Origin of the sequence: Sphingobacterium griseoflavum (genome assembly GCF_014653155.1) — a bacterium.
GTDB classification, from domain to species: Bacteria; Bacteroidota; Bacteroidia; order Sphingobacteriales; family Sphingobacteriaceae; genus Sphingobacterium; species Sphingobacterium griseoflavum.
Window position 1 is genome coordinate 132,021 of record NZ_BNAF01000001.1, and the last position, 19,201, is coordinate 151,221.

17 protein-coding genes are annotated in these 19,201 nt (G+C 44.4%); 11 read left to right on the forward strand and 6 right to left on the reverse strand.

The genetic code is table 11. The features are described 5' to 3' along the window. Nucleotides 1–109 precede the first annotated feature (109 nt). The 3 genes from IE165_RS00510 to IE165_RS00520 all read right to left on the reverse strand — a co-directional run bounded on the left by IE165_RS00510 (nt 110) and on the right by IE165_RS00520 (nt 2,473). On the reverse strand, nt 110–796 hold the full coding sequence (locus tag IE165_RS00510) for a DUF4397 domain-containing protein (protein ID WP_189624640.1): 687 nt from the start codon (nt 794–796) through the stop codon (nt 110–112). Nucleotides 797–900: 104 nt separating this feature from the next. After that, entirely contained in the window at nt 901–1,992 is a 1,092-nt protein-coding gene (locus IE165_RS00515) for an EamA family transporter (RefSeq protein ID WP_189624641.1), read from the reverse strand. Nucleotide 1,993: 1 nt separating this feature from the next. Further along, the gene (locus IE165_RS00520; protein WP_189624642.1) at nt 1,994–2,473 is read right to left on the reverse strand and encodes an Lrp/AsnC family transcriptional regulator; all 480 of its coding nucleotides are present in this window, start codon (nt 2,471–2,473) and stop codon (nt 1,994–1,996) included. A 234-nt stretch (nt 2,474–2,707) separates the two neighbouring features. Here IE165_RS00520 and IE165_RS00525 point away from each other — a divergent pair, with 234 nt between their 5' ends. The 6 genes from IE165_RS00525 to IE165_RS00550 all read left to right on the forward strand — a co-directional run bounded on the left by IE165_RS00525 (nt 2,708) and on the right by IE165_RS00550 (nt 11,597). Next, nucleotides 2,708–5,632: an FAD-binding and (Fe-S)-binding domain-containing protein gene (locus tag IE165_RS00525; RefSeq protein WP_229826223.1), complete on the forward strand. Its 2,925-nt coding sequence runs from the start codon at nt 2,708–2,710 to the stop codon at nt 5,630–5,632. A gap of 49 nt (nt 5,633–5,681) precedes the next feature. After that, the gene (locus IE165_RS00530; protein WP_189624643.1) at nt 5,682–6,314 is read left to right on the forward strand and encodes a hypothetical protein; all 633 of its coding nucleotides are present in this window, start codon (nt 5,682–5,684) and stop codon (nt 6,312–6,314) included. Nucleotides 6,315–6,725: 411 nt separating this feature from the next. Continuing rightward, nucleotides 6,726–7,604: a hypothetical protein gene (locus IE165_RS00535; RefSeq protein ID WP_189624644.1), complete on the forward strand. Its 879-nt coding sequence runs from the start codon at nt 6,726–6,728 to the stop codon at nt 7,602–7,604. A gap of 40 nt (nt 7,605–7,644) precedes the next feature. Beyond that, on the forward strand, nt 7,645–8,457 hold the full coding sequence (locus IE165_RS00540) for an alpha/beta hydrolase (protein WP_229826225.1): 813 nt from the start codon (nt 7,645–7,647) through the stop codon (nt 8,455–8,457). Between the two features lie 9 nt (nt 8,458–8,466). Beyond that, nucleotides 8,467–10,782 carry a TonB-dependent receptor gene (locus IE165_RS00545; RefSeq protein WP_189624646.1) on the forward strand — a complete coding sequence of 772 codons (2,316 nt, stop codon included), beginning with the start codon at nt 8,467–8,469 and terminating at the stop codon, nt 10,780–10,782. 2 nt (nt 10,783–10,784) lie between these two features. Next, complete coding sequence (locus IE165_RS00550; RefSeq protein ID WP_189624647.1) at nt 10,785–11,597, forward strand: DUF4249 domain-containing protein; 813 nt, start codon at nt 10,785–10,787, stop codon at nt 11,595–11,597. On the opposite strand, the gene IE165_RS00555 is transcribed toward IE165_RS00550, so the two are convergent. Then, the gene (locus IE165_RS00555) at nt 11,594–12,220 is read right to left on the reverse strand and encodes a polysaccharide deacetylase family protein (protein ID WP_189624648.1); all 627 of its coding nucleotides are present in this window, start codon (nt 12,218–12,220) and stop codon (nt 11,594–11,596) included. The two genes, IE165_RS00550 and IE165_RS00555, sit on opposite strands and share 4 nt — an antisense overlap. Before the next feature lie 58 nt (nt 12,221–12,278). Here IE165_RS00555 and IE165_RS00560 point away from each other — a divergent pair, with 58 nt between their 5' ends. The 4 genes from IE165_RS00560 to IE165_RS00575 are packed head-to-tail and all read left to right on the forward strand — an operon-like array spanning nt 12,279 to nt 16,432. Beyond that, the gene (locus IE165_RS00560) at nt 12,279–13,631 is read left to right on the forward strand and encodes a TolC family protein (protein ID WP_189624649.1); all 1,353 of its coding nucleotides are present in this window, start codon (nt 12,279–12,281) and stop codon (nt 13,629–13,631) included. Between the two features lie 7 nt (nt 13,632–13,638). Then, a complete protein-coding gene (locus IE165_RS00565; RefSeq protein WP_189624650.1) occupies nt 13,639–14,958 on the forward strand; it encodes an efflux RND transporter periplasmic adaptor subunit in 1,320 nt (439 codons plus the stop codon). Nucleotides 14,959–14,986: 28 nt separating this feature from the next. Next, the gene (locus IE165_RS00570; RefSeq protein ID WP_189624651.1) at nt 14,987–15,895 is read left to right on the forward strand and encodes a helix-hairpin-helix domain-containing protein; all 909 of its coding nucleotides are present in this window, start codon (nt 14,987–14,989) and stop codon (nt 15,893–15,895) included. A 6-nt stretch (nt 15,896–15,901) separates the two neighbouring features. Further along, the gene (locus IE165_RS00575; protein WP_189624652.1) at nt 15,902–16,432 is read left to right on the forward strand and encodes an adenine phosphoribosyltransferase; all 531 of its coding nucleotides are present in this window, start codon (nt 15,902–15,904) and stop codon (nt 16,430–16,432) included. Nucleotides 16,433–16,540: 108 nt separating this feature from the next. Here IE165_RS00575 and IE165_RS00580 read toward each other — a convergent pair whose 3' ends face one another. After that, nucleotides 16,541–17,104, reverse strand: coding sequence for a hypothetical protein (locus tag IE165_RS00580; RefSeq protein ID WP_189624653.1), 564 nt, complete (start codon nt 17,102–17,104; stop codon nt 16,541–16,543). Beyond that, nucleotides 17,091–18,626 carry a 2,3-bisphosphoglycerate-independent phosphoglycerate mutase gene (gpmI, locus tag IE165_RS00585; protein WP_229826227.1) on the reverse strand — a complete coding sequence of 512 codons (1,536 nt, stop codon included), beginning with the start codon at nt 18,624–18,626 and terminating at the stop codon, nt 17,091–17,093. Before gpmI ends, IE165_RS00580 begins: the two co-directional genes overlap by 14 nt. A gap of 207 nt (nt 18,627–18,833) precedes the next feature. Between gpmI and IE165_RS00590 the strand changes: the two genes are divergently transcribed. Beyond that, nucleotides 18,834–19,190 carry a DUF4783 domain-containing protein gene (locus IE165_RS00590; protein ID WP_189624654.1) on the forward strand — a complete coding sequence of 119 codons (357 nt, stop codon included), beginning with the start codon at nt 18,834–18,836 and terminating at the stop codon, nt 19,188–19,190. Nucleotides 19,191–19,201: the final 11 nt, after the last annotated feature.

Consider the following 19,201-nt stretch of genomic DNA (forward strand, 5'->3'; position numbering starts at 1 on the left):
AAGCTAAAATACCTATTTCCTTGATATAATTTGCTATCACCCTTGTCAATCGAACGGCAAAAAAAAAGCTTCGCCGATATGTGGCGAAGCTTCTTCAGCGGTTATGAGTTTAGTGCGCCACAATACCAAGATAAAGTGGTGTCGCCGTATTATCCTTTGTGCCAATCAAAATAACCGTGTAGTAATACCCTTTCCTAAACGTGTAGTCGGTTCGTGTTGCAATGGTATTACCGTCGGCATCCGTTATTTTTAGCGGCATATTGCCGCTCGCTTTGGCCACAAACGTCTGGTTGCTCACAGCGGTAGCGCCAGTTTCTATTGGTCTATTTGCGAAAGATGCGGTCGTTTCGGAACCCAAGAACAAGTTTACAGTCCCTACGCCGTTTGCCAAGTTCAAAAACCGACAGCCGCTCTGTTCGCCTAGGTTACTTATGCTTTTGTCTTCGACAAAGGCAAATTTCGGACTTTCACGGTTGCCATAGATGACAGAGGAATATGCTGTACTGTCTTTGATCACCAAGTTGGTGTCGATCAATGAGGCATTCCCGTTGTTGGAGAAGATAGAAAGGTTCCTGTCGCCAACCAGCATGGATGCTACAGAAAAGCCTTTGTACGGAATTGGAAGTGTTCCAACGGAAGTACGGAAATAAACATGTCCCGGATCTGAAAATCCATTGATAAAGGTCATGTATCCCTGTGGCGGACGTACATAATCGTCATTGTCTTTTAAGCAACTGCTTAACGTTAAGATGCCCAGTACTAGGCAAATAAATGATGGTATAGATAACTTTTTCATGCGTCGTTAATTTTTAGAAATAATACGCGCAAGAGAAAGCAAGTGCTACAGCAATTAGAAAAAATAATTGGAAATAGCGTAGACAACATGCACAGTTACATGATCTATCGCTTCTTTTTTTCGTGTTTGCTGTTAAAATTAGCGACTTCGAAAATCCTTGGAATACTACTTTTAGGAGCCATTCCTCTAAGTTTTTTTATGCGTTTGGCTCTTTTATACACTTTGAATTTTTTATTGTCCCGATACAGGTTCCAGTTCATGAGCAGCACGCTGACGAGCACCACGACCAACCCTGAGATTTGGAGCGCGCTAACATGATGGCTGGTAAAATAATGTGCTAATATAACCGCAACAATAGGATTGATGTAAGCATAAGTACTTACTTCGGTAGCCGGTCTATGTTGCAACAGCCAAATATAGCTGCCAAATGCCAAAATGGATCCCATGGTAGCCAAGTAGGCCATTGCCCCCCAATCGACCAATAAAACGGCCGAAAAATCGAAACGTGCATATTCGCCGCTAAGCAAAGCAACCACCGTGAAGGCGATGCCTGCCGATACCATTTGCCAAGCCGTTTTGACCATAACTTGCAGATCCTCTGCGTCAGCCTCATCATTAAGATCCCGTTTCTCCTTGCTGTATTTCGAAATCAATGAGCCGACCGTCCAGCCGATCGTGCCGAGCATAAGGACGATCATGGCGATCAATTTCATGTCTTTGTGCTGTTCGGTATTCCCGTCCGCTAACAGTTGCTCGGCGAATAACATGAATACCCCGATAAAGCCAAAAATTAAACCGATGAAAATAGGCGGACTCGAAAAATTTTGCTTCCATTTCGGTCTGTCAAATAGAATAAACCAAATGGCGGCAGCAGCTGATAAAATAGTAACAATGGCACTGGAGATATACTGTTCGGACCAAATAATAGCGGCCATATCCACAAACAAGAGTAGGAAGCCAATGAACATAGCATCTTTGACAGCGGATTTGATATACAACTTATAGCCGCGTGCCCAGCAGTAGCCCATAAGCAGGGTTCCTGCAATAATAAAACGGATCGACCCCAGTACAAAAGGGCTGAAGCTCCGCAAGGCTTTTTCAATAAAGAAAAAGGTTGATCCCCATACAATGTAAACCACCAAGTAAGCGAAGATAATACTTGCTGCTGCTGGGGCGTCCTGCTGCTGTCTGCTCATCTTATTTTTTTGTGGGGACAACCAACTTTTGCTCTTCTTTGACAGTCTCTAAAACAATGGTGGTGCGCGTTGATATGATGCCTTCGATCTTACCTAGCGAATTACGCATTAAATCGACAAGACCTGCCGCATCAGTCGTGCGTACCTTAATCAAGTAGCCGTCATCGCCGGCGATATCGTGCACTTCCTGCACTTCCGGTATTTCTGCAAGCATAAAACCGACCTTCTGTACACCGATAATGTCTTGCGCTTTGATAAAAATAAAGGAAAGCATTTTTTGATCGAGTGCACCTGGGTTTATTTTCGCATTATATTGCAAAATTACCTCCTTCTGTTCCAATTTCTTCACCCGCTCTAAAATTGCGGAGGGCGCCATGCCCAATTCGCGCGCAATATCAGCATTATTTGTACGCGCATTATCCTGCATGATACGCAAGATCTGATAGTCGATTTGATCAAGATTGAATTCTAATTTTGCCATGATGGTGCGAAATTACGAAATAAAGAATATTATTCAAAACATAGTCATTGCTATTGAATAATATTCTTATAAAGGGTTATTTAATTGAACAATGTTTTATGTCAAACAGTCGATCTGTGGATCATTTCTGCTTGTTTGTGCGTTTTTGTTATAGGATTGATACGAAATAACGCATTCAAATTGTATATTGAGAAAGCATTTAAGTAGATTTGCTAGGTTAAAAATACTAAAAACGTGCAAAAAATAGAAAAGCTACGCGAACTTTCTGAACGGATAACAGGGGAGCTATATTATGATCCGAGCATTCCAAAGCACCAAACCATGCGATTGGCTTACGCTACGGATGCTTCGGTTTACCAAGAGCTTCCGATGGCTGTAGCCATTCCAAAAAGTAAGGATGATATCAAATCGCTCATTCTTTTCGCGCGGGATATAGGCAGTACGCTTATCCCTAGAACGGCTGGCACTTCATTGGCGGGGCAGGTTGTCGGTTCCGGGATTGTAGTAGACATTTCGCGTTTTTTTAATAAAATACTGGACCTGAACGTGGAAGAACAATGGGTGCGCGTTGAACCTGGTGTCATTCGCGATGATTTGAACCACTACTTGAAATCGTTTGGTTTGATGTTTGGACCAGAAACCAGTACGGCCAACCGGGCGATGGTGGGGGGGATGATCGGGAATAATTCGTCCGGTTTACATTCTATCGTTTGGGGAGACACACGGCAGAATTTACTGCAGGCAAACGTCTTGCTGGACGATGCTTCTGAGATGCGAGTGGAGCAACTGAGTGAAGTGCAGCTTTTCCAAAAGTTGATGTCCACCTCGAGAGAGGGCCAAATATACCGAGAGCTGAACGATTTGCTAAGCAACGCCGCCCATGTAGCATCGATTAGGGCAGGATATCCGAAAAGAAGTCTAAGTCGGCGAAACACAGGCTATGCGTTGGATTTCCTCATCGACAAAGATACACCTTTCAATCTTTGTCAACTCTTGGCAGGATCAGAAGGAACGTTGGGGATCATTACAGAAGCTAAATTGAAGTTGATGGCTTTGCCACCTCAAGAGATCGGTTTGGTTTGTGTGCATTTCTCCGATATGGTGGAATGCATGCGGGGCAATGTAGTAGCCTTACAACATGGCCCGGAGGCATCTGAACTAGTGGATAAATATATTTTGGACTTCACTATAGGGCATCCCACGTATCAGTACAATCGGTTTTTTCTAGTCGATGATCCGCAGGCTTTGTTGATTGTGGAATTCCGTGCGGCAGACCACACTGCGCTGCAGGCCAAAGCCGCCGCCTTAATCGAAGATCTAAAAAACCAGGACTTGGGCTATGCTTATCCCTTCGTAACAGGGCATGTCGATACAAATCGGGTTTGGGATGTTCGAAAGGCTGGGTTAGGATTGATTCGAAATTTGCCCGGTGATGAACAACCCGTCAACTTGATTGAAGACTGCGCGGTTGCGCCCGAGGATTTACCTGCCTATGTGGCTGACATGCAATTGCTATTAGCCGAAGAGGGCGTCCACGCTTCCTACTATGCGCATGCAGGTGCAGGGGAATTGCATATTGAGCCCTTTGTTAACTTAAAGACAGGAGAAGGGCGGCGTAAGTTCAGGACAATTTTGGAACGCACTACTGATCTTGTGCTTAAATACAACGGATCCCTGAGCGGCGAACATGGAGATGGGCGCTTACGCGGTGAATTCATTGCCAAGGTATTGGGAGAGCCCGTTTATGCGCTCCTGAAAAAGACAAAAGGAATTTTCGATCCAAATGGAGTTTTCAATGCCAATAAGATTGTCGATACGCCGCCTATGGACAACGCATTGCGTTACAACGTAGACCATCAGACGGCAACTATTCCTACTTACTTTGACTTCACGAAAGATGAAGGTATCCTACGGTTGGCCGAGAAATGTTCCGGATCCGGCGACTGTAGGAAAACGGAAGTTACGGGCGGTACCATGTGCCCTTCGTTTATGGCTACACGGGACGAGAAGGATACCACCCGTGCGCGTGCCAATATGCTACGGCAATTTTTAACAAACTCTACGCAAGAGAATCGCTTCGATCATGAAGAGATCAAGGAGGTGATGGATCTCTGCCTGAGCTGCAAAGCGTGCAAGAGTGAATGCCCATCGCGTGTGGATGTCGCTAAAATGAAGGCTGAATTCTTGCAACATTATTATGATCAACATGGCGCCTCGTTTCGTTCGTATGTTATTGCAAACTTTACCCGCAGCCAACGGATAGGATCTTATGTGGCGCCGTTGTATAATTTGATCGTGAATACCCCGCTGCTGTCGGGGATGGTGAAACGTATTGCTGGTTTTGCAGCAGCTAGATCTTTGCCCAAGGTAAATTTCACAACATTGTCGCGTTGGATCGCGAAGCAACAAAATACGTCTTTCAAAAATCGACAAGTTTATTTGTTTTGCGATGAATTTACAGAATATAACGATACAGCGATAGGTATTACGGCCTATAAATTGCTGACGGCATTGGGGTATGACGTTATCGTGCCAAAACATTTGGAAAGTGGTAGAACCTACCTTTCCAAAGGTTTTGTCAAAAAAGCCAAAGAAATAGCCGAAAGAAATGTAGCATTGTTGCAACCATTGGTTTCTGCAGACACGCCGCTGCTGGGCATCGAGCCTTCCGCTATTGTCACCTTTCGCGATGAGTATCTAGACTTGGTGGACGCGGATAAGAAGGTTGCCGCGCATGAGCTAGCGCGCCATGCACTCATGATCGATGAGTTTCTGGTGCGCGAGATGGAAGCAGGGCATATCCGAACAGAACAATTCAGCGACGATATTAGAAAGATCAAGCTGCATGGCCATTGTTATCAAAAAGCTTTCCAGTTGGTTGACTACACCCAAAAAATGCTGTCCTTTCCCATCGGCTACAAGGTTGAGCTGATACCGTCCGGCTGCTGTGGGATGGCGGGATCCTTCGGGTATGAAAAAGAACATTTTGACGTGTCGATGCAGGTGGCCGAATTGGTCTTGTTGCCAGCTATCCGTCAAACGCCGACTGATACCGTTATCGCTGCATCAGGAACATCATGCAGGCACCAAATCAAAGATGGTGCGCAGCGGAAATCATATCATCCCATAGAAATATTGTTTGATGCTTTACTTCGTTAATGAAACAATTTTAGGGCAATGTTGTTATCCTTAAATAAATAGCTAACGTATGAAAACTATATCTGTCTATACATCGTTTTTGGTCTTGCTGTCGATTTTACAGAGCAGCTGTAATAACGCTTCAAATAAAGCTAGCAAAACTGCGGGAGCGGAAAAGACCTTAGGTCAGTTTGTTGGGAATGACAGCGACAACCCCTCCTTGTACCTCTATTTGGCAGATACGCATGAAACGGATTCGTCGGTCATATATTTGGCCAAGTCGCTGCATGAGACGGATACGGTAGGACTTCAGATCGAGGTGTCCAAGAATATTCCCGCCGGAGTCGGTGCGGATGGAAATCCGGATGAAAAAGATGGTTTCAAGAACGGTGTTATCAAGTTTTCAACAATAGGACGGCCGTCTGATGCGTTTGTACAAGCTCTGAGCAAAGCATATAAATCTCCAGTTGAGGGGGGCATGACAACTTCTCCTATCTTACCGTTGGTATTCTCTTCCAATAAACAGCCGGTTGATCTTTCCAAGAATAGCACGTATTCGTTCAAATTGTTCCTCAGCAATCGTGCCGGAGCAGAGGCCGAAGCTTTTGCTATCCTGGACCTTTATCGACGCCTATTTGAATTAAAAGCCAGAGATACAAGCCAGTTTGATCGGTTGGTATCTGCCTTTCAAGAGCCGCAATAGGGTACTGGCATGGCGCAAGTAAAGTTGGCTTACGGGTGGGCAGCTTTACTTGGTGTCACTTCAAAAGTAGCTTTGGGTGTGTCGGTTGCTTTCATACTATACGTCGAAAGGGAAACAGCCAAACCCGCAAGAAAAGAAATAAGAAGTTTTTGCATAATAAAATGGCTTTCTAGGTGATTTCTATAGTCGAAATTAATCTATAAGGTCTTGCACAACGATTTCAATTAGGCCAATCTGTACACTAATTCGGTGAGTGTTGGTTTTTTGTCGGTGAAACTAGGGACAGTTATCTGCGTGCTTTCCAATGGGTCGTTTCTAATACGCTTTTTTTTAACACACGCTACATAAATTCAGGTCGAACAAATCGTTAACTAAGTAGGTATATTTCGTAAATTTTGTTATTTTCACTGGATGGTTAGTCGTTTGCTGAGCAGCATCTTGTTTTTGACGCTAGTTTGTATTGGCGTAGCACAGGATCTTGGTGCCAATAGGGAATCTCTGGGCAAGATAACAGATAGTCGATTGAATGAATTATCTGGATTAGTAAATTCGCGAAAGAATTCTTCTTTATTTTGGACGCACAACGATAGTGGGGATAGCGCCCGCATATTTCTCATTGATAGAAAGGCAAAGCTGAAGTGTATCGTAGCTTTAGAAGGTGTCCATACCGTTGATGCGGAGGATATAGCCTGGTTTGAACGTGATGGCCGTCCATATCTTGTTCTTGCCGATATCGGTGATAACTACGGCCAACGGCCAACAATTCAATTGTATATTTTCGAAGAACCTGTATGGCAAGAGGGACGGTCGCACATGGTTATCCCGCGGTCCGCAATCGTGCAGGTAAGCCTGCGTTACGATGATAAACCGCGCGATGCTGAAGCATTTTTCGTGGATCCACTTGATAAAAAGGGTTACTTGATCTCCAAACGTGACCTCCAGGTAGGCGTATATCCCATTGACTTTCAGCAGGCGGAAGATGGAGAAACCCTCTCGATAAGCCGTGCCCTGAGCCTGCCAATGACCTTTATTACAGCGGCGGACATTGCTGCCGATGGTAGCGAAATTCTGCTAAAAAATATCGGACAGGTTTTCCTGTGGCATAGATTGGGGAGTGCTTCTGTTATCGATGTGTTTCGGCAGCGCCCCAATACCGTGGAATATCAAGCAGAGCCGCAAGGTGAAGCAATATGTTTTGGATATCAAAATCATGTTTTTTATACCGTGAGTGAGCGCCCGCTGGGTTTAGATGCGTATCTTTACAGCTATACACTTGGGAATACGAAGTAATGAACGCCGCGTTTTGATAATTTTATCCATGTACACTACAATGAAACATATATTTTTAGTATTTGTCGGTTTATTCATCATGTTCACGGCTCACGCAGCCAAGGTAGATACGGTCTCTGTGTTCAGTGCGCGCATGCAGAAAGCGGTCAAAACGGTTGTGGTATTGCCCGAACAGCAGCAGATTCAATCTGTCCTGTACCTGTTGCACGGCTACTCAGGCAATTATTCCAATTGGGTCAACAATGTGTCGTCCCTTAAAGATTTAGTAGACCAATACGGTTATGTCGTGGTTTGTCCCGATGGCGGATTTGATAGTTGGTATTGGGACACGACGGATGACAACTACAAATATGAAACGTTCATCACGAAGGAATTAATACCTTTCATCGAAGATCGATACACCGTGGGAAACCAACGGGTGAATCGAGGAATCACCGGGTTGAGTATGGGTGGGCACGGTGCGCTTTATCTCGCTTTTCGTCATCAAGATCTATTTGCTTTTGCAGGTAGTACGTCCGGTGGAGTGGATATTCGTCCCTTTCCGGAGAATTGGAATATGAAACAACGGCTGGGAACCTATCATGAAAACAAAAAGGTTTGGGATGATCATACAGTGATCGAGCTCACACATTTAGTACAAGCCGGAAATTTGCAGCTGTTTATCGATTGCGGTACGGACGACTTTTTCTTTGCCGTCAACAATAAATTGCATGAAAAATTGGATTATTTACGTATCCCCCACGTTTATCTAACGATGCCCGGAAAGCATGACTGGAATTATTGGTCACAATCCATTGCTTATCAAATGGCTTTTTTTGAGCAGTGTTTTCTATCAGCATCCAAAATAAATTAGTATACCATTATGGTTAGATTCTTTTTATTAACCGTTTGTTTTCTGTACGGTATGCAGGGCTTTGCACAGCAAGTGGTTTTAAGCGGTATCTTGCGCGACGCGAGCACAGGAGAAACACTGATCGGGGCGGTTGTATCGACCGACAATAATGTGTATGCAACCAGCACAAATGCATATGGCTTCTTTTCCTTAACACTACCTGCCGGCAGATACAAGATCCAGTTGAGTTATGTAGGCTATGAAACGAAGGTCGAGGATTTGGAATTAAGTAGCAACAGACGCTTAAATTCCGAACTCAAACCGCTGGATAATGTATTGGATGAAGTTGTTGTTTCAGCCAAAAAAAAAGATGGTAATGTGCGTGACGCTCAAATGGGCGCTTTCAATATGACCATGGAAGAGATCAAGAATGTTCCAATATTGTTTGGCGAAAAGGATCTGTTGAAGACCATACAGCTCTTGCCTGGCGTACAGAGTGGGGGTGAAGGGTCAGCAAATTTCTATGTACGTGGTGGAGGTTCAGACCAAAATCTAATTCTGTTGGACGAAGCGACCGTGTATAACGCTTCGCATTTGTTGGGCTTTTTCTCAACCTTCAACTCGGACGCCATCAAGGATGTGCAATTGTATAAGGGTGGTATCCCCGCGCAATTCGGTGGACGGATCTCGTCGGTTCTGGATATCGCGATGCTGGATGGTAACCAAAAACGGTTCGCCGCTGAAGGAGGAATTGGATTGATCGCATCGCGACTAAAAATCGAGGCTCCTATCGTTAAAGACAAAAGTTCTTTCATGCTGAGTGGAAGAAGAACCTATGCCGATATGTTTTTGAAATTATCAAATGATGAGGATATCAACAAAAGCAAGCTTTACTTTTACGATCTAAATGCTAAGCTAAACTTCAAATTGAATGACAGAAACACCTTGTATCTGTCAGGTTACTTTGGAAAGGATGATCTAGGGTACTCAGACTTGTTTAGTTTTGATTGGGGAAACGCGACGGCAACGGTACGTTGGAACCATATTTTTAATGACAAACTATTCAGCAATACATCGCTAATATATAGCGATTTTACCTATAATGTGCAGGTTTCGAGTGATGATACCGACTTTACCATCGCTTCCAAAATTCTGAACTACGACCTAAAACAGGATTTTTCCTATTACGCTAGCAACAACAGTACGATACGTTTCGGCCTGAATGCCTTGCGGCAATCTATCCAGCCAGCAAGTTTAAGTGCTTCGCAAAGTACCAATGTAAATTCCATTTCCGTTGATACGCGTCAAGGCATAGATCTAGCGGCCTATATTTCGCACGAATGGAAACCTTTTGATCGCCTATCCCTGATTTACGGATTGCGTATAAACGATTTTATGGTGATGGGGCCAGGAACGTTCTACGATTTTGATGCCGAAGGCGAGGCGCTGGGCGAGACTTACTATGGCACGCGGGTTGCCAAGCATTATTTTAACCTAGAACCCCGTTTCTCCGCTAGCTATCTGCTGAGCGAAAAAAGTAGTGTAAAAGCCTCTTATAATCGTATCGCGCAAAATCTGCATCAGTTGACCAACACCACCTCGAGTTTACCCACCGACCAATATGTTGTAAGTAGTCTGAACATCAAGCCGCAGATAGCTAACCAAGCTGCTGTGGGCTACTTCCGTAACTTTATGGACGATGGCTACGAATTTTCCATGGAAGCCTATTACAAGTATATGCAAAATCAAATCGATTTTAGGAATGGTGCCGATTTGCAGGCCAACCGCTTTCTGGAAGGTGAACTACTGTTTGGGATAGGACGAGCCTACGGTTTGGAATGGTACGTTAGGAAGAACGTAGGTAAACTGACAGGCTGGATCAGTTATACTCTAGCAAAGAGCGAACGTCAATTTGATGGAATAGACGGGGGGGACTGGTTTCGGGCGCGACAAGATCGTACACACGATTTATCTGTGGTGGGTATGTATGCCCTGTCAAAGAGTTGGACACTGGGCACGACGTTTGTTTTTAATACTGGAAATGCAGTGACTTTTCCAAGTGGAAAGTACGAAGTAGATGGCAAGTCGATGTTCTATTACACGGAGCGTAACGGTTACCGCATGCCAAATTACTACCGTTTAGACCTTTCCGCAACTTACGAACCGCAAAAGCCAAACAAGCGCTTCCACTCCAGTTGGACTTTTGGTGTTTATAATGCCTACAACAGACGAAACGCTTACATCATTGATTTCCGTGACAGCGAAACAACGCCCAATGCAACGGAAGCCTATCAAGTGGCCCTGTTTGGCATCATACCCTCCGTAACGTGGAACTTTAAATTTTAAAGATGATGAAAGCGAGATTTTATTTATATATCCTTTTTTTCTTTGCGTTTTGGACTTCCTGCGAAGAAGTGATTGATATCAACCTCAATGACGCAGATCCGCGTGTGGTAATCGAGGCCCAGCTGTCGGACTTAAGCACGGAACAACGTATTCGCGTGTCGCAGACTGTTGCCTTTACCGAATCAATCAGTGCTTCGCCTATATCCGACGCGCAAGTGTCGGTTACGGATAGTCGCGGTAGGGTATACACCTTCAACCACACGGAAGACGGATATTATATACATAGCGCCTTTAGGCCTGTTGCCGACAGACGCTATGATCTGCTGGTAGAGGTCGCAGGCGAACGTTTTGAATCCAGTTGTACCATGCCGCCTTTTGTCGAAGTGGATTCGGTAGGCATCTTACAAGAAACATTGTTTGGCGATCCATATTATTTTGCAACTTTTAAATTCCAGGATCCGGCCGGTACGCCCAATTATTACAAGTATGATGTTTCCATCAATAGCGCTAGATTTCGGTTTGCCAGTGCGTTGAGCGATAAGTTCAATGACGGTCTATATGTAACGCATCAAATTTCTGACAGAGATACAGAATTGGTCGTTGGAGACAGCATCGTCGTAAGGCGATATTGTGTCGACAGACGTGTGTTCGATTACTGGAACGAGTATCAATCCACTAATCCCGGTACGGCTGCTCCAGGCAACCCTACCTCAAATATATCCAATAATGCCTTGGGGTATTTTTCTGTAGCCTCCGTGAAAGAATTCGGGATGCGTATTCCCGAAGAAATGCCTACAGAAGGAGAGACGAATTAAATGTCCATGGCGGGTCTTAGCACATCAAAAGTAAACCCGCGACTTTGAAAATATTCGATCGCCTTTGGCAGGGTGTAGCGGATTCGTGGAATGGCTTTGATATTGTCATGGAAGACAATGATAGAGCCATTCTTGCTATGTTTAACGACATTTCTGAAACACTCTTCTGGACTTAGCTTCGTGTCGAAATCTCCAGATAGTACATCCCAAAAAACCACTTCAAAACTGGGATAGATGCGCCGGAGCTGTGATTTCTTCGCTCGGCCGTAAGGAGGTCTAAACAATGATGTTTTTGTAAGTTCTTCGCACTCTGCAATGTTTGCAAGATAGGCATCATCCCGCGTGTTCCAGCCTTTCAAATGATTGTACGTGTGGTTCGCTACCTGATGGCCTTCACGTTGTGTACGGTGGAATAAATCGGGATATTTGTTGATGTTATCCCCCACGCAAAAGAACGTACCTTTGATTTGGTAGCTGGCAAGTGTATCGAGTATAAAGGGGGTGATTTCCGGGATGGGCCCATCATCAAAGGTAAGGTATAAAACTTTGTCTTTTCTAGATCTGTTGAACGTCACTTTGGGGTACAGCCAACGTAAAAAAAAAGGTGCATTAACAAAATACATGTTGCTAATCTCGGATTTTTGTCTCAAATTTAGGAATCATTTATTATTAAATCACGAAATGATCCGAAAATTATCATCCTGTCTATTTGTTTGGCTGGTTTTTGTCTGTTGTCGATGTTCCGTAGCCTATGCACAGGTTAGTTTGGAGCAGGCGATACAACAAACGCTAGATCGGAATTTACAGATACGTCAGGCAGAATTTGGCTATCAGATCAGCGAACAAAATTTGTATCAATCCAAATCAGAACTCTATCCGAATCTTTCCTTCGGATTGAGTGGTGGCTACAATTATGGTTTACTATTCGATCAGACGACAGGCCAGTTGATTCGTGGAAGCTCCAATACCAGCGCAGGCGCAAATGTGGGGTCGAGCGTCGCAATTTTCCAGGGTTTTCAGAAGATTAACCAAATAAAAGCCAATAAAATTCAGCTATCGATCGATGCTTCTGAAGTGGATAAAATTAAAAATGATTTGATTCTATCGGTGGTTACAAATTATCTAGAAGCTATCACGAACAGTGAGTTGTATGAAGCGGCGAAGCAGCAGGCAAGGCTCTCGCGCGAGCAGCTGCGGCAAGATAGCATTCAGTTTGCCGTAGGCAATAAGACGATCGCCGATATTGCCCAATCTGAAAACCAAGTGGCCACGGACGAACTCAGTATTATGACATCGGAGAATGCCTATGAACTTTCGCTGCTCAACTTAAGGCAGTTGATGGAGTTGTCTCCCGATACGATGTTTACATTGGAAAAGCCCGATATTGCAGCAATTATGGCCGAATATGCGATACTCTCTTTTGATGAGGTCTTCGAAAAAGCGCTCACCACCCAGCCCATTGTCGAGCAGGCGGGGTACAACATCGCCTTGGCGAAGAAAAATATTGATATCGCGAAAGGAGCTTACTATCCCGCTATCACCTTGTCCACTGGTTACGGTACCAATTATTCATCACAATTTTTAAACTTGCAAACGCTAAATCCATTGCCTTTCTTCACGCAATTTAACCGTAACAAGACTTTTCAGAGTCAAGTAGGCATCAACGTGCCAATATTTAACAACAACCGAACAAAGGTCGCGGTAAATAAGGCGAGGTTGGGTTATCTACAAGCTCAAACGGAAGACGCCATTACGCGCCGCAACCTACAGAAGACCATAGGTCAAGCCATTTTAGATCTCAAGTTTGCTAACAAACAATATTTCACTTCCCAAGTAGCATTCAATTCTTCCCAAGTGGCTTTCGAAGCTATCAAGGAACGGTATGATGTGGGGATGGCAAATTCCATAGAAATGTTTACGGCCCAAACCAATATGAACAGGGCTGAGTTTGAGATGATCCGTAGAAGATATGAAATGGTCTTTCGGGGAAAAGTAATCGATTATTATATTGGCAATCCAATAACTCTAAATTAACATATACATGGCAAAGAAGAAAAGTAAACTTCCTCTTATATTGGTCATATCCGCCGTCGTAATTTTAGTCCTGGTAGTGCTGGGAAACAAGTTCGGCTGGTTTGGTGATGGGGCTGTTCAAAAGGTGTCGGTAGATATGGTGCAGGAGAAGACCATCTCGGAGCTGGTATCAGCGAGCGGAAAGGTGCAGCCGGAGTTTGAAGTGAAGCTTAGCTCCGAGGTATCGGGTGAAATCATTGAACTGAATGTGCGGGAGGGCGATCGCGTACAAAAAGGCCAAGTATTGTGCCGTGTCAAACCCGACTTATTGCAGTCAAGCTATGATCAAGTAGCTGCGATGGTCAGTCAGCAACAAGCTAATCTTGCCGTGTCGCAGCAGATGTTGAAACAGCAGGAAGCAAATTTTGTAAATATTGAAGCAACCTATAACCGCAGTTTGGAATTGTTTAATAAACGGGTGATATCTGCTTCGGAGATGGATAAGGCGCGAGCGGATTATGAAGGTGCGCGCGCTAGTTTGGAGTCGCAACGCCAACAGGTAGTTGCCTCGAGATTTGGCGTTAATCAATCACAGGCACAGCTTCAGGAAGCAGGAAATAGCCTGTCGCGCACAACAATTTACGCTCCCGCAGATGGGATCATATCTTTGCTGTCCATCGAGCTGGGCGAACGTGTCGTGGGAACAGCCCAAATGGCTGGAACTGAAATCATGCGTATTGCCAATATGTCGACCATGGAAGTAAATGTGGAAGTAAATGAGAACGATATCAACCGGGTAAAAGTGGATGACACGGCTACGATCGAAGTAGACGCTTTTCAGGGTAGAAAGTTTAAAGGGGTCGTAACCGAGATTTCCAGTTCTTCCACGTCTACCGGATCGGGTACGACGATGACGACAACAGCTGAACAAGTAACAAATTTTAATGTGAAAGTACGCATAGAACCTACGTCCTATGCCGACCTGATCGCAGATAAAGAGGCTAGTGTCTCACCATTCAAGCCGGGCCTATCCGCTACGGTTCAAATACATACTAAGTCGGACAAAGGACTTATTGTGCCGATACAGGCCGTCACCGTACGTTCCGATCCCAGCAAGGCTGATTCATCCAGTTCGGATATAGATATTAAAGAATATGTTTTTGTGTTGGAAGGAGATGCCGTGCAGCAGGTCGTAGTCACCACCGGTATTCAAGACGATAGTAATATCATCATCAAGTCCGGCTTGAAAAAAGGACAGGAAGTTGTTTCAAGGCCTTTCAATGCCATTTCGAAAACTTTACAGGATGGGACGAAAGTAAAAAAAGTAGCAGCAAATGAATTGAAGTAATTGCCATATCGGCAAGGGAGGGTACGATATGAAGAAATTCGCTTTGTTTTTCAAGTTGACGGCGCATGAACAGCGTGGTTTCCTTGTCGTGCTCTTTGTGATCGTTCTTCTACAAATGGGCCCTCTTTTCCACCGCGCTTTTTTTCAATCAAATGGTAGCGCATTGGAAGACCTGGTATCATTCGACGAAGCCAAACCGCAAGGGTCATCCGATCGATATGCCGAAAATCTTGCCGATTATCATCCTGAGCTTCGTCATCCGAAGTCACATGTGTTAAAGCCTTTTGACCCGAATGGGCTGCCCGAAGAACAATGGCGGTTGATGGGCTTTTCCGATAAGCAAATTCGCGTAATTAAAAATTATGAAAAAAAAGGTGGACGTTTCTACCGTGCTTCAGATGTTAAGAAAATTTATGCAATATCCGAATCTGACTTTCAGCGGATATCGCCTTTTCTACGGTTTGCCGACGAATCTCCTCGGAATGATCCGCGTTCTTCGACTAAACAGTGGGTCGATGCTGCACGCTCTGCATCCGAGACCCCGGTGGATATGAATGAAGCAGATACGATAGCTTGGAAGCGCTTGCCCGGAATCGGTTCCGTACTTTCCAAACGTATCGTAAAGTTTCGTGATCGCTTAGGAGGATTTCATAAGATCGATCAGTTGCGTGAAGTCTATGGGATATCGGAAGAAACGATGGCTCGTATCCGTAGTTTGCTGCTGGTAACGAACGATGGCGTGCAGAAGCTATCTGTAAACCGGTTGTCCGAGGCAGAACTGTCGGCTCATCCGTACATTTCCGCACGTGATGCTCGTCATATCGTTCGGTACCGCGAACAGCACGGCTCTTTTCAAGATATGGCAGATCTCAAAAAAAATTATGCGTTAGATCCTGATTTTTTGCTTAAAATTGAACCATATTTACAATTCAATTGACCATCTATGTTAGAAGACCGTCTGAAAGCTGTGATTCGGGATATTCCTGATTTTCCCCAGCCAGGTATCGTTTTTAAAGATATTACACCGGTGTTGAAAGATCAGCAACTGAGCGCTGCCATCGTAGACGAACTGGCAACACGTTTGCAAGGGATGGTTATAGATGCTATCGCCGGTGTTGAAAGCCGTGGTTTTCTGTTCGGAATGATGCTGGCTAACAAATTGGGAATACCGTTTATTCCCATCCGCAAACAAGGGAAGCTGCCGGCCAAAACAATTTCGGAATCGTATAAGCTCGAGTATGGACAGGCAACGATCGAAGTTCATCAAGATGCGTTCGCCCCAGGTAGCCGTATTCTGATTCATGATGATCTTTTGGCGACAGGAGGAACGGTAGTGGCAGCCTCCAAGCTCATTGAAAAATTGGAAGGCGTGGTGGTTGGCTATGCCTTTATCATCAGTTTAGATTTTTTGCATAGCTCGGGCAGATTAACGAGGTTTAGCGATAATATTATAGCGCTGGCGCGCTATGCGTAGCGGTGCCAAGTCTTCGACTGCAAAAATTGCGATATGTAAAACAGTTGGTGCCTATGGGTAGCGAGGCTATGCAGCCATAAACACCAACTGTTTTGCTATATGCATCTTTTAATGATGGAATGAAGCCCGTATGGTGTAATGTCTGTCGCCCAACAATAAGACAGACTGTTCTTTTTCAAGGCTATATGCACTATCACGTTGGTAATTGAGCGTTTCGGTCGTTTGGTATAGGGAGTTTTTAACAGTACGCCTGATTACAAATCCGTTGGGTACATTATCCTTATCGTAACGTATCTCTACCGATGAAAGTTCTACCTTCGGATCGTTGGCTGTAAAAACAACTTTGCCTGCCGTACTATCTTTTTTTAGGACACCTGCATAGACTGGCTTGTTGAGATCTATGCTGGAAAAACTAGCTAACTCGTTGTTCCAATCGCTGATCTTTAACGCTTTCGTTTCTGAAAGACTATCTTTTTCGACCGTTTTTGTTATTAAAGGATCTTCTTTATCCAGTCTGGCGATCTCTTCTTTGAAAAAATGCGGAATATCAAATTGCTTTTCTTTAGCAGCCCCTGCTGGAGGAGGCGTCGAACTGCAAGAAAAAAGCAGAGCAGCAATGGCGCTGGCCGCTGCTGCTCTACAAATGAGTTTATATGTTCTATACCAAGACATCGCCAGTCATTTCTGCAGGAATGTCTGCACCAAGTAAACGTAAAACAGTTGGTGCTACGTCGCCCAGTTTTCCGTCCTTAATGTGATTAAAATCCTTATCTATTAAAATACAAGGAACCAAATTAGTCGTGTGCGCTGTATTTGGCGATCCATCTTCATTGACCATAAATTCAGAATTTCCATGATCAGCAAGAATGATAAACGAGTAACCGTTTTCCAGCCCCGTTTCTACCACACGTTGTGTGCACATATCAACCGTCTCAACAGCCTTAATTACAGCTTCGAACACACCGGTATGGCCGACCATATCAGGATTTGCAAAATTTAAACAGATAAAATGCGGTTTATTTTCCTGCATGTCTTTACAGATCGATTCGGTGATTCCTAGGGCGCTCATCTCCGGTTGCAGGTCGTAAGTCGCCACTTTTGGGGATGGGATCAACAACCGTCTTTCGCCTGGAAATTCATCTTCACGGCCCCCCGAGAAAAAGAAGGTGACGTGCGGGTATTTTTCCGTTTCCGCGATACGGACTTGTGTTTTATGTTGAGCGCTTAACACCTCGCCCAAGGTGTTGGTTAAGTTGTCTTTCTGGAAAACCACGTGCATACCCTTAAAAGTATCGTCATAGGAAGTCATCGTTACATAATGTAAGGCAAGCGGCTTCATATCGTAGGCAGGAAACGATTCTTGCGTCAGCGCGATGGTTATCTCCCGGCCACGGTCTGTACGGAAATTATAGCAAAACACGACATCACCCTCCTGGATCGTCGTTAATGGCGTACCATCGGCATTGGTGACGACTATTGGTTTAATAAATTCATCGGTTACGCCATTTTTATAGGAATCTTCGATGGCCTGTTGTAGGTCGTTCGTTGGTGTGCCCACACCTTTTGTCAAGAGATCATAGGCTTCTTTCACACGCTCCCATCTATTATCGCGATCCATCGCATAGTAGCGGCCAATTGCACTTGCAATTCGTCCCGTTGATGAAGCAAGATGTTGCTGCAAGTCTTTAACGTATCCCAATCCGCCATTTGGGTCGGTATCACGGCCATCTGTAAATGCATGAATAAAAACCTGATCGGCATGCAGCGCTGCATCTTTCGCTGCGTCACAAAGGGCTTTCAAATGGCTTATGTGCGCATGCACCCCGCCATCTGACAATAGGCCTATAAAATGCACATTCTTGCGGTTGGATTTGGCATAGCTAAACGCTTCTTGGATAACCTTGTTTTCCTTGAATTCGCCGCCTGTTGCGGCCTTGTTTATGCGTCCCAACTCTTGGTATACCACACGTCCTGCGCCTAAGTTCATATGACCGACTTCGGAATTCCCCATTTGGCCTACAGGAAGCCCTACGGATTCGCCGGAGGCTTCAAGACGCGCGTTAGGGTAAGTGGTTAATAAATGATCCAAAAACGGGGTTTTTGCTGCGCGAACAGCATTTGAACTATCGTCTTTGCCATATCCTAAACCATCTAGGATCAATAGCGCTACTCTTTTATTTTCTAAATTACTCACACACAAATATATCTATTTGTAAAAAAATAAACTAAATTTTGGGGTCATATTTACACAAAAATCAGCGGTTGCGTATTCCGCTTGTTGGCATAGTTTTGGTACAGATTAACTACAAGGTAAATTATTCATGCTTTGATGGTTATGCAGGAGCGTTTTTTTATAAGGAGTATTAGTGTTTTATTGGTTTGTTTCACATTTTTTATGTGTATGGCAAAGTATGCACCGATGTGCGCTGCAGATTCCTTCGATGATTTGGTTGAACAGCTATCATCGGCTCTGCGTGCGGGAAATGCGAAGAAGGTAGGCAGCAATTTCGCGAGCAATCTAACCCTCTCTGTCAAGCGCGAAGATGGAAGCTATACAAAATTTCAAGCAGAGCTGTTATTGGATGAGTTTTTTAGATCCAATAAAGTTGAACAATTGAAAGAGCTGCAACGTGTGAACAATTCCTCGAATTCCTATGTTGTTTTTTCATTGAAGTCTAATCAATCCACCTATCGTATATTCGTGAAAGTGGTATCCGCCAATACGAAATTTCAAATTGTTGAAATGCGCATTGAATAGCTGCGCGAGCG

Coding starts and splice junctions, on each gene's coding strand:
- IE165_RS00540 (WP_229826225.1), top strand. CDS start 7,645: ATGAAACATATATTTTTAGTATTTGTCGGTTTATTCATCATGTTCACG.
- IE165_RS00515 (WP_189624641.1), bottom strand. CDS start 1,992: ATGAGCAGACAGCAGCAGGACGCCCCAGCAGCAGCAAGTATTATCTTC.
- IE165_RS00530 (WP_189624643.1), top strand. CDS start 5,682: ATGAAAACTATATCTGTCTATACATCGTTTTTGGTCTTGCTGTCGATT.
- IE165_RS00510 (WP_189624640.1), bottom strand. CDS start 796: ATGAAAAAGTTATCTATACCATCATTTATTTGCCTAGTACTGGGCATC.
- IE165_RS00580 (WP_189624653.1), bottom strand. CDS start 17,104: ATGTCTTGGTATAGAACATATAAACTCATTTGTAGAGCAGCAGCGGCC.
- IE165_RS00560 (WP_189624649.1), top strand. CDS start 12,279: ATGATCCGAAAATTATCATCCTGTCTATTTGTTTGGCTGGTTTTTGTC.
- IE165_RS00520 (WP_189624642.1), bottom strand. CDS start 2,473: ATGGCAAAATTAGAATTCAATCTTGATCAAATCGACTATCAGATCTTG.
- IE165_RS00550 (WP_189624647.1), top strand. CDS start 10,785: ATGATGAAAGCGAGATTTTATTTATATATCCTTTTTTTCTTTGCGTTT.
- IE165_RS00590 (WP_189624654.1), top strand. CDS start 18,834: ATGGCAAAGTATGCACCGATGTGCGCTGCAGATTCCTTCGATGATTTG.
- IE165_RS00535 (WP_189624644.1), top strand. CDS start 6,726: ATGGTTAGTCGTTTGCTGAGCAGCATCTTGTTTTTGACGCTAGTTTGT.
- IE165_RS00565 (WP_189624650.1), top strand. CDS start 13,639: ATGGCAAAGAAGAAAAGTAAACTTCCTCTTATATTGGTCATATCCGCC.
- IE165_RS00575 (WP_189624652.1), top strand. CDS start 15,902: ATGTTAGAAGACCGTCTGAAAGCTGTGATTCGGGATATTCCTGATTTT.
- IE165_RS00545 (WP_189624646.1), top strand. CDS start 8,467: ATGGTTAGATTCTTTTTATTAACCGTTTGTTTTCTGTACGGTATGCAG.
- IE165_RS00570 (WP_189624651.1), top strand. CDS start 14,987: ATGAAGAAATTCGCTTTGTTTTTCAAGTTGACGGCGCATGAACAGCGT.
- IE165_RS00555 (WP_189624648.1), bottom strand. CDS start 12,220: ATGTATTTTGTTAATGCACCTTTTTTTTTACGTTGGCTGTACCCCAAA.